Source organism: Pseudomonas sp. GW821-FHT09A09 (genome assembly GCF_059418405.1).
In genome coordinates this window covers 13,170-22,806 of sequence record NZ_JBWKPU010000006.1, presented here as the reverse complement: position 1 = coordinate 22,806, position 9,637 = coordinate 13,170, and the positions used below count along the sequence as shown (strand labels likewise).

The following is a 9,637-nucleotide window of genomic DNA, read 5'->3' as shown; positions in this document are numbered from 1 at the left end:
TGTTGTACTCAGTCTCGTGGGCTCGGAGATGGGGAGAAGAGACAGGCGATGACGTCATTGAAATCGCCATCGCCGGCAAGCCGGGCTCCTACAGGTGTGTGGGTAAACCGCAATATTGGGGGCGGGGTTATACGGCAACGCGGGAGGTAGAACCAATGACCTTTTCCAGCACACTGAAATCAATCCAGTCACGCACATCGAAGCGCCTTGGAATGAAATGCCAGCGAAACAGAAAATCCGTGAAATCCTGCAACGCTTCAATCGACCGCGAGTCCAGGGTGGTACGCAACCGCCGATGCGCATCCTCGCCATACGCCGCCGTCACCCAATACTCACTGGTGTTCAGTTCCTTGGCCAGAAAGCGTCGGGTCTCATCCGGATTGGCCCAGGCCCATTGCTCGGTGCGCAACACGGTGTCGACGATTTTCACGCTGGCATCGAAGTGTTCCTGCAGCAGGTTGATGTCCACCGTGAGGGTGCGCGGCGTGCCGTTGTTGCTGCGGATCAGCGGGTCGGGGTGGGAGCCGGTGTCGACCACCACGTGCAGCCCAAACTCGTTGGCCAGGTGCACGGCATGGGCGCCCTTGAGGAAGATCGCGTCGATATCGCCGCGCAGCAGGCCGATCAGTTCGTTATTGCGCCGGCTGAAACGGCTGACGCCCAGGCTGACTTCGGGGCCGTACACGTAGGAGGTCTGGTTGTCGCTGTAGGTGCCGCCGTAGGGGTAGTCCACCAGCTCCACATCGCTGACGTTCAAACCTTCCAGCTTCAGCGCGTTTTCCAGGCCACGCAGGGCCTGGGCGCGGGTGAAGTCGATCTGCACGTTGGCCCACTTGGGCAGGCCGAAGCGGCGATTTTTCAAGTCGCGCACGTTCTTCACACCGCTTTCGGCGGTGGTCAGGATCAACTGCACTTCGTCGCTCCACGACAGCCCCAGCACGCGGGTCTCGACGCCACTGGCATAGGCCCAGATCGCCGGGATGTTGCCGCCATGGCGCACCGAGTTTTGCAGGTGATGGTCGTAGTGGGCTTCGCGCACTTCCCGTTCAGTGGATTCGCGCAGCGATTGGATGTTGGTGCCGTAGGGCAGGAAGGCTTCGGCCAGCCGCCCGGATTGCACGGCAATGCCAAGCCCGGTGGGCACCGGGCTGTGGGTGTACCAGAGGGTATCGAGTGGTTTGCTCATAAAGGTCTTCGTTCAACTCCATGAAATTTCGACGCTGCCCGACCTGTAGGAGCTCGGCTTGCCGGCGATGGGGGCCATGAGTACGCCATCGCCGGCAAGCCGGGCTCCTACAGGGTTAGCTGGCGAGTGCGGTGTTGCCGTCTTGCAGCGCATGCAGCGCATGCAGCGGCCGTGCATCGATCCATTCGCGCACGTCGAAGGTGTTGGGAATAAAGCGCCAGCGGTGCAGGAAGTTTGTGAAGTCCTGCAGGGCGGCGATGGCTTGTTCGTCCAGTTCGGTGCGCAGGCGCAGGTGCGCATCTTCGCCGTAGGCGGCGCTCACCCAGTACTCGCTGCTGTTGGTTTCCCGCGCCAGGTAGCGGCGGGTGTCTTCGGGGTGGGTGTGGGCCCATTGCTCGGCACGCAGCACCGAGTCGAGGATGCCGGCGGCCACGTCGAAATGCTGCTCCAGCAGGTTCAGGTCCACCGCCAGGGTGCGCGGTGTGCCGTTGTTGCTGCGGATCAGCGGGTCGGGGTGGGAACCGGTGTCGATCACCGTGTGCAGGCCGAAATCATGGGCATGCTGGGCCGCGCTGGCGCCCTTGAGGAAGATCGCATCGACTTCGCCGCGCAACAGGCCGATCAGTTCCAGGTTGCGCTCGCTCACTTGTGTATTGACCGGCGTGCCCGCCACATTGCGCACCGCGCTGTCGCTGAACGTGCCGCCGTAGCGGAAGTTGACCAGCTTCACATCGCCAACCTTCAAGCCTTCCAGCGACAGGGCGTTTTCCAGGCCACGCAACGCCTGGGCACGGGTGAAGTCGATCTGCGCGCCGGCCCAGTCCGGCAGGCCGAAGGTGCGGCCCCTGAGGTCTTTGACGGTCTTGATGCCGCTGTCCTGGCGGGTCAGGATCAGTTGCACCTCATCGGCCCAGGACAAACCGATCACACGGGTCTCGCGGCCTTGGGCACGGGCCCAGATCGCCGGGATATTGCCGCCGTGGCGTACCGAGTTTTGCAGGGTGTGGTCGAAGTGCGACTCGCGCACGGCCTTGTCGTTGGACTCGCGCAGGGACTGCACCTCGGTGCCGAGGGCGCCGACGGTGTCTTGCAGCCAGCCTTTCTGCACAGCGATGCCCAGGCCGGTGGGCACCGGGCAACGGGTGTACCAGAGGGTGTCGAGGGGTTGCGTCATCACAGGTTCTCCCGCAGCGCTCAGGCGCTGGCTTTCAAGGGTTGCAGGGCCGGGCGTTGGTGCACCAGCGGCAAGACTTCCTGGCCAATGCGCAGGGCTTCTTCCAGGTGCGGGTTGCCGGCGAGGATAAACGTCGAGAAACCGGCGTCGCGGTATTCCACCAGGCGCTCGGCGATGTTTTCGTGGCTGCCCACCAGGCCGACCGTGGGGCCCGGCTTGGCCTTGGCAAAACCGGCCCACAGGTTGGGGCCGATGATCAGGTCGTCAAAACGGTCGACGTTCTGGTGGTAGGCGGTCTGCCGCGCAGCACCTACCGAGTCCGACCCGCTGGTAAACCCCTTCGCCACGGCACTGGGCTTGCCTTCGAGCTTGTCGAACTGACGGCGCAGGTCTTTCCAGGCTAGCTCTTCGGTCTCGCGGGCGAACAGGTCGACCCGCAGGCCAAACCGCACGCTGCGACCCTGTTTGTCGGCCAGCTCACGCACGCGGTCGATGTGCGGCTTGAGTTTGTCGATGGGCTCGGCCCAGTTCAGGTACACGTCGGCGTGCTTGGCGGCCACACCGAGGGCGGCGTCCGAGAAACCGGAGAAATACACCCCGGGCTTGCGCTCGTTCTGCAGGCCGTGGGGCAGGGCGCCGTTTTCGAGCTGGTAGATATCGCCGTCGTAGGAGAATTTTTCGTTGGCCCACAAGCCCTGGATGATGTCGAGGAATTCGCCGGTGCGCTTGTAGCGCAGGTCGTGTTCCAGGAAGTCGCCATTGGCACGTTGGCTGGCGGGGTTGCCGCCGGTGATGATGTTCCAGTCCAGGCGGCCACGGCTGAGGTTCTGCAGGATCGCGGCCTGCTGGGCGGCGTAGGCGGGCAGGGTCCAGGTGGCCTGGAAGGCGATCAGGAACTTGATGCGCCGGGTTTCCCGGGCCAGCGCGGCGGCGGCAATCCACGGCTCGGGGCCGGTGGGCAGCAGCGCACCTTCGAACCCGGCGAGTTCGGCGGCTTTGGCGACTTGGGCGATGTAGTCGATGTAGGTGAAGTCGTCGGGTTCGCCGTTGGGCAGGCGGCCAGGGGCGATGTGGCCGGGGCGGTAGTGGGGGTTGCCGCGGTTGTGTTTGTCGGTGGTGAGTTGCGGGCCGTCGGTGCCCAGTGGCAGGCGCCAGAAAAATTCAGTGCTCATGGGTGCTCCTGATTCGGTCGTGCGAGGTGCGAGGGACCTCATGGGGGGATGTGTGCAACGGGCATGCCATGGGGGCTGGGAGCCGTGGGGGCTTGGGTTGGCGGGGGAGTTGGGGGTGGGGGTGCTGCTGGAGCAGCAGTGGTGCAGCAGTGGGTGTTGGGGGTGAAGCAGTGGCTTGTTTTTGGGGTGGGAGTACATATCCGTTTTTTGGGTGATGGCTGCTTATGGTTCCGCCCTTACGGCGGGTCACTTTTGGAAAAGAGCCCGGAATGCCGGCCCAGCCAAAAGTAACCAAAAGGGCTCTTGCCCCAACACTCGGCACCTCGCCTAGGCTCGGTGTGCCCGTAATCCGACAGTGATTTGGGGGGCCGCCGCCACGCGCCATCCATGGCGCGGGGCGGCTAAGCCAGCGTCCTGCCGGCTTACCCCCCAAATCCCTGCCGAATTCCGGCCAGCGTGTTTGACGGGGCGCCTCAGATCAAAAGCAAGAGCACAGCGGCCTGACAGCCGGCTTGAGTGGTGTGGAGCAAAGGCAACGGCAAACGCGGTCCACTGTAGGAGCCCGCTTGCGGGCGATGGTCGTCAACGATGACGCAAAAAAAACCAGGCAGAACCCGGAGCCCCACTGTGGGAGCTGGCTTGCCTGCGATGGCATCAACGCGGTGTGCCTGTTTCACCGAGGTGTCTGCATCGCCGGCAAGCCGGCTCCTACAGGGGAATGCGATCAACAAACTCCACCGGTCGGCTACCAGGCCGCCGCGTTTGTTTTTGATCTTGATCTTAGGCGCCCCGTCAAACACGCTGGCCGAACGCAGGCTTGAATTCGTGGGTAACCCGGCAGGACGCCGGGTTAGCCGTCCTGGGCCAAGGATGGCCCATGACGGCGGCCCACGGATTCAAGCCGGAGTGAGGGCACACCGAGCCTAGGCGAGGTGCCGAGTGTTGGGGCAAGAGCCCTTTGCTTACTTTGGGGCTTTTCCAAAGTGAGCCGCCGTAAGGGCGGAACCATAAGCCGCCATCACCCAAAAAACGGATATGTACACGACGTCAAACCACCACCTCCGCACTCAACAAATAACTCCGATACAACCCCGCATACACCCCATCCCTCTCCATCAACTCCCCATGCCCCCCCACTTCCACCACCTGCCCATGCCGCACCACTGCGATCCGATCCGCATCCCGAATCGTCGCCAGCCGATGCGCAATAATGATCGCCGTGCGCCCCTCACACAGCCGTCGCAACGCCCGCTGAATCCGCCGCTCCGTATGAATATCCACCGCCGACGTCGCCTCATCCAGCACCAGCACCGCCGGGTCGGCCAGGTACGCGCGCACCAGGCACACCAACTGCCGCTGCCCATGGCTCAAATGCGCCCCCAACGGCCCCACCTCGGTGTGGTACTGATGGGGCAGCCGCTCCAACACCTCATCCGCCCCCAACTCACGGGCCGCCGCAATCAACGCTGCTTCAGACGCCTGGGACGCGGCCAGGCGCAGGTTGTCGAGGATGCTGCCGCTGAACAACACATTGTCCTGCAACACCACCCCCACATGCCGACGCAAGGTGTGTTGCGCCAGGTCGCGCACGTCAATGCCGTCGAGCCGCACCGCGCCGGTCTGGGCTTCGTAGAAACGCGTCAGCAACTGCACCAGCGTGCTCTTGCCATGGCCGGACGGGCCGACAATCGCCAGCACTTCACCCGCCGCAATATGCAGGTTCAGCCCGGTGAGGACCGGCGTCTGCCCATAGCTGAATCCCACCCGGTCAAACTGCACGTCACCGCGTGCCAGCGGCAGTGGTTCAGGTGTGGGGCTGTCGACGATCTGCGGGCGGGTGTCGAGCAGCAGGAAGATCCGTTGCGCCGACGCCGACCCCGTGGCGTAACGCTCGAACAGGTCCGACAGTTCCTGCAGCGGCCCCAAGAACAGAAACACGTAGAACAGGCTTTCAGCCACCTGGCCCACACTGACGTCGCCCGCCGCCAAGCCGTACGCGCCCACCAGCAGCAACAGTGCAATGCCGGCCGAGCTGAGCAGGGCGGTAAACGGCGCAAACCACGACGAGCGCAGGCTGCCGCGAATCAGCGCGTGGTTGAAGTCATCCAGCAGCCCGCGATAACGCCGCAGGTTGGGCGTTTCCTGGGCGCACTGTTGCAGCAGGCGTGCACCGCTGACGCTTTCGACCAAGTGCGCGGTAAAGCGGCTGCGGTTTTCCGCGACCTTGGCCCAGTTGCGCTGGGAGATGCGCTTGAAGCTCCACGTGGCGATCACCAGCAGCGGCACCGTCGCCACCAGGCTCAGAAAGAAGCGTGGGTCGATGCGCCAGAGCATCACCGACGCAAGGCCGCAACGCAGCACGGCGCCGAGTAATTCCGGTGGGCCCTGGATCACCAGCGGCTCAAGGGCGTCCACGTCGCGGTCGACCCGGGAAATGATGCGCCCGGCACGGGTCTGGTCGAAGTAGCTCACGCTCAAGCCCTGCACATGGGCGAACACCTGCACGCGCAAGGCGTTCAGCACCCGGATCGCCGCGCTGCCGGCGACGAACTGCGAGACCCCGGCCAACAGGAAGCGCGCCAGCCAGCTCGCCGCCAGGCCCAGGCCCAGCCACAACACCAGGCGCTCATCCAGCAGCCAATGATCGGTGCTCTGCACCAACCCGCGATCAAGCAGTTCGCGCACGAACCACGGGCGCAGGAACACGGTGAACACCAGCAGGATCTCGATGCCGATCACCATCAGGATCTGACGGCGGATCGGTCGCAGCAGTGGCAGCAAGCGCTTGAACATGCCCCGGTCGAGGGCTTTTTTCGCCAGCATTTCTTCGATTTCGATGTCGCTCAAGGCTTTGCCTGGCAGCGGGTTAGCCATGGTCGATCCCCAGCAGGTCGCGGTAAGCCGCGTCGGTGGATTGCAGGTGGGTGTGGGTGCCCTGGGCGACGATGTGGCCGGCGTCGAGCATCAGCACGCGGTCGGCCAGCAGGATGGTCGAGAGCTTGCTGGAGATCACCAGCACCGTCGTGCCGTGCAGCTGCCGCAGGTTGTGCAGCACCTGGCGTTCGCTGATGGCGTCGAGGGCGCTGGTGGCGTCGTCCAGGCACAGGATGTCCGGTTTGCCCAGCAACGCGCGGGCCAGGCACAGGCGTTGACGCTGGCCGCCGGACAGGGTGACGCCGCGATCGCCCAGGGGCGTTTCCAGGCCGTGGGGCAGGCGTTGCAACACGTCTTCGGCGGCGGCCAGGTGCAGGGCGTCGCGCAGTTGTTCGTCGCTGGCGCCGGGTGCCGTCAGGCGCAAATTGGCGGCGAGGGTGCCGGCGAACAGGAAGCTCTCCTGCGGTACGACGTGCACCCGTTGGCGCAATGGGCCCAGTTGTAGCGCGCGGATGTCCTGCCAGCCCTGACGGTCCGAGCCCAGCAATACGCGCCCGGCCGTCACATCGCTCAAACGGGGTAACAGGCTGGCCAGCAGGCTCTTGCCAGTGCCCGTGGCGCCGACCAATGCGACGATCTCACCGGGCTGCAAGGTCAGCGAACAGCCCTGCAGAATGTCGCGGCCACCGCCGGGCGCGGTGACACTCACCGCGTCGAGCTTGAGCCCCAAGGGACTGGCAGGCAGGGCGGCAGTGCCGCTGCGGATCGCGGCCGGTGCATCAAGCAATTGCCAGATGCGCTCGGCACTGGCGCGGGCGTCGGCGAACGTCTGCATCACCCGGCCGATACCTTCGATGCGGAACACCAGCGTGGTGGCGATCAACAGGGAGGTGACCAACTCACCAATCCCTAACTGACCGGCCGCAACGAGATGCGCGCCGTACACCAGGATCCACACGTGCCCCAGCGCGACCACCGCCTGGGGCAGTGGGATGCGTGAACTGGAATAGGCCAGTGCCTGCCGCGCCAACGTGGCAAACACCGCCACTTGGTCGGCAAAGCCCTGGATACGCGGTTGCTCCAGCGCGAATGATTTGATCACCCGCACGCCGCCAATGCCCTCGCTCAGGTCCTGATTGACGCGGTCGTAAGCGCTGCCGACGGCACGGTCGAGTCCGACCAGCCGCTCGGTTTGCAGCACAAAAATGCCCAGGCCCGTGACCGTCAGCAGCAGCGGCACCAGGCCCAGCAGTGGGTCATACCAACTCAGCAAGCCCACGGTGGCCAGTACCACCAGCGGCGTTTCGACCAACTGCCGCCAGAAGGTGATCAGCGCGTCGCGCACCTTGTCGGCGTCCCGGGTGGTGCGGGTGATCATCTCGCCCATGCCGTGCTGCCAGTGGTAGCCCAGGTGCAGGCTTTGCACCTGGGCCAGGATGCGTTCGCGCAGGCGTGTCAGCAGTTCCTGGCTGATCACCAGCGACAGCACGCTGGCGACGTATTGCAGCACGCCACGGCCCAGGGCCACGGCCAGCATCAGGCCCAGCCAGTACCAACCCAGGCTGGCGTCGAGGCTGCCGTCGGCGTGATGCACTACGGCACGGCCGGCGCTGACGTCGTTGACGGCGTGGCCTATCAGCCATTGCTGCCAGACCAGCCCCAGGTTGATGGCGATGTACAGCGCTGCCACCAGGCTGAACCGCCAGGGCATTTCCCGGTAGATTGCCAGGCTGCGCAGAAGAGGGTGTCTTTCGATCATGAAAAGCTCATCGGCAAAAAGGAATTCACTCGCCCGTTGTAGGAGCGGGGGGGGGGGGGGGGGGGGGGGGGGGGGGGGGGGGGGGGGGGGAGCTTGCCGGCGATGGCGTCCTCGGAATCGCTATCGCCGGCAAGCCGGGCTCCTACAGGGGCGTGTGGTTATTTTTGGGTGGCGCCCTGGGTTTCCTTGGCGTTGAGGATCGCGGTGTATTCGCCCGGGTCTACGTCATTGAGGTAGTAGTTGCCCACGTGGTGCAGGCGCCAGCGGATCGGGTCGTGGGTGGTGTGCACCCGGGCGTTGCGCCAGAAGCGGTCCAGGTTCCATTTGCTCAGGGACGCGCTGGCGCCGAGCAGCGAGAAGATGTCGCTGGAGATCTTCAGCGAAGCGCTGTCGGAGTGGGCGCGGGCGGTGGCGACAGAGAGGATCAGTTCGTCTTGCAGTGCCTTGTTCTCCGGGTCCAGCTCGTGGGCATCAAACACCCGTGCCGCATCGCGCAACAGCGACTCGGCGGCGCGCAGGGCCACGGCGTATTCGCCGATCTGTTTGATGATGTGCGGCTCCTCATTGGCGTGATCGACGCCGCTTTCCACCCATGGCCGTGCGTTGTGCTTGAGGTAATCCACGGCGGCCGACAGCGCCCCGGCAGCAATGCCGGTGTCGATGGCTGCGTGAAGGATCTGCGGGAAGGTCAGCCCGGTGCGTTTCATCGGGCCTTTGCGCCGTGACACGTAGTCTTCGTCGAGCAGGATGTTGTCGAAATTCACCGTGCCGCTTACCGAGTTCTTCTGGCCGAACGCCTCCCAGTCATCCACCAGGGTCAGGCCTGGCGCATTGCGGTTGAGCAGCACGCCCGCGCCGCCATCCTCCGAGGCGGCGGTGAGGGAGATCCATTCGGCCAGGTAGGAGCCGGTGGAGTAGAACTTGCTGCCGTTGAGCACCAGGGCGCCATCCTCACGGCGTTCGACGCGGGTCTTGAGCGCAAACTTGTTCTTGCCGCCGACCTCGGCCAGGGCATTGCCGAAGCGTTTGCCGGCCAGCACATCGCTGACCAGGCGATCACGCACGGCGTCGGGGTAACCGTTGAAGATGCCGCGCAGCATCACGTTATGGATCTGCAGCAACTGCCCCACGCCGCCATCCGCCACCGAGATGATGCGCACGGTTTCGACGATGGTTTGCACCGACGCGCCAAGCCCGCCGAAGGCCTTGGGTACGCCGATGGCGGTGATGCCGCTTTCAGAAAGCAGCTGTGCCTGGCGCCACGGTAGTTGGCCGTTTTGCCTGTGGTCGGCGGCAATGGCGGCGATCTCCACGGCGATTTCATGGGCAGCGGCGATGGCCTCGGCTTCGCTGTGCAGCTGGCGTATGGGGGCCTGTTCGTATGTTGTCATGTACTCATTCCTATTGGTTTACCCCGACCTGTAGGAGCCCGGGGGGGGGGGGGGGGGGGGGGGGGGGGGGGGGAGGGGGGG

General features: G+C 64.8%; 6 protein-coding genes. All 6 read right to left on the bottom strand.

Annotated features, from left to right (window positions below):
* Positions 1–127: 127 nt before the first annotated feature.
* The 6 genes from AC07OV_RS06790 to AC07OV_RS06765 all read right to left on the bottom strand — a co-directional run bounded on the left by AC07OV_RS06790 (position 128) and on the right by AC07OV_RS06765 (position 9,556).
* Complete coding sequence (locus AC07OV_RS06790) at positions 128–1,186, bottom strand: ABC transporter substrate-binding protein (RefSeq protein WP_495091866.1); 1,059 nt, start codon at positions 1,184–1,186, stop codon at positions 128–130.
* A gap of 115 nt (positions 1,187–1,301) precedes the next feature.
* Positions 1,302–2,360: an ABC transporter substrate-binding protein gene (locus tag AC07OV_RS06785; RefSeq protein ID WP_495091865.1), complete on the bottom strand. Its 1,059-nt coding sequence runs from the start codon at positions 2,358–2,360 to the stop codon at positions 1,302–1,304.
* A gap of 20 nt (positions 2,361–2,380) precedes the next feature.
* Positions 2,381–3,532, bottom strand: a complete 1,152-nt coding sequence (locus AC07OV_RS06780) for an LLM class flavin-dependent oxidoreductase (protein ID WP_494998743.1) — start codon at positions 3,530–3,532, stop codon at positions 2,381–2,383.
* 1,047 nt (positions 3,533–4,579) lie between these two features.
* On the bottom strand, positions 4,580–6,406 hold the full coding sequence (locus AC07OV_RS06775) for an ABC transporter ATP-binding protein (RefSeq protein WP_495091864.1): 1,827 nt from the start codon (positions 6,404–6,406) through the stop codon (positions 4,580–4,582).
* Positions 6,399–8,165, bottom strand: a complete 1,767-nt coding sequence (locus tag AC07OV_RS06770; protein ID WP_495091863.1) for an ABC transporter ATP-binding protein — start codon at positions 8,163–8,165, stop codon at positions 6,399–6,401. Before AC07OV_RS06770 ends, AC07OV_RS06775 begins: the two co-directional genes overlap by 8 nt.
* A 158-nt stretch (positions 8,166–8,323) precedes the next feature.
* Complete coding sequence (locus AC07OV_RS06765; RefSeq protein ID WP_495091862.1) at positions 8,324–9,556, bottom strand: acyl-CoA dehydrogenase family protein; 1,233 nt, start codon at positions 9,554–9,556, stop codon at positions 8,324–8,326.
* Positions 9,557–9,637 lie beyond the last annotated feature (81 nt).

What these genes read in the sequence shown, in the direction of transcription:
- AC07OV_RS06790 (WP_495091866.1), bottom strand. Translation starts at nt 1,186, where the DNA reads ATGAGCAAACCACTCGATACCCTCTGGTACACCCACAGCCCGGTGCCC.
- AC07OV_RS06785 (WP_495091865.1), bottom strand. Translation starts at nt 2,360, where the DNA reads ATGACGCAACCCCTCGACACCCTCTGGTACACCCGTTGCCCGGTGCCC.
- AC07OV_RS06780 (WP_494998743.1), bottom strand. Translation starts at nt 3,532, where the DNA reads ATGAGCACTGAATTTTTCTGGCGCCTGCCACTGGGCACCGACGGCCCG.
- AC07OV_RS06775 (WP_495091864.1), bottom strand. Translation starts at nt 6,406, where the DNA reads ATGGCTAACCCGCTGCCAGGCAAAGCCTTGAGCGACATCGAAATCGAA.
- AC07OV_RS06770 (WP_495091863.1), bottom strand. Translation starts at nt 8,165, where the DNA reads ATGATCGAAAGACACCCTCTTCTGCGCAGCCTGGCAATCTACCGGGAA.
- AC07OV_RS06765 (WP_495091862.1), bottom strand. Translation starts at nt 9,556, where the DNA reads ATGACAACATACGAACAGGCCCCCATACGCCAGCTGCACAGCGAAGCC.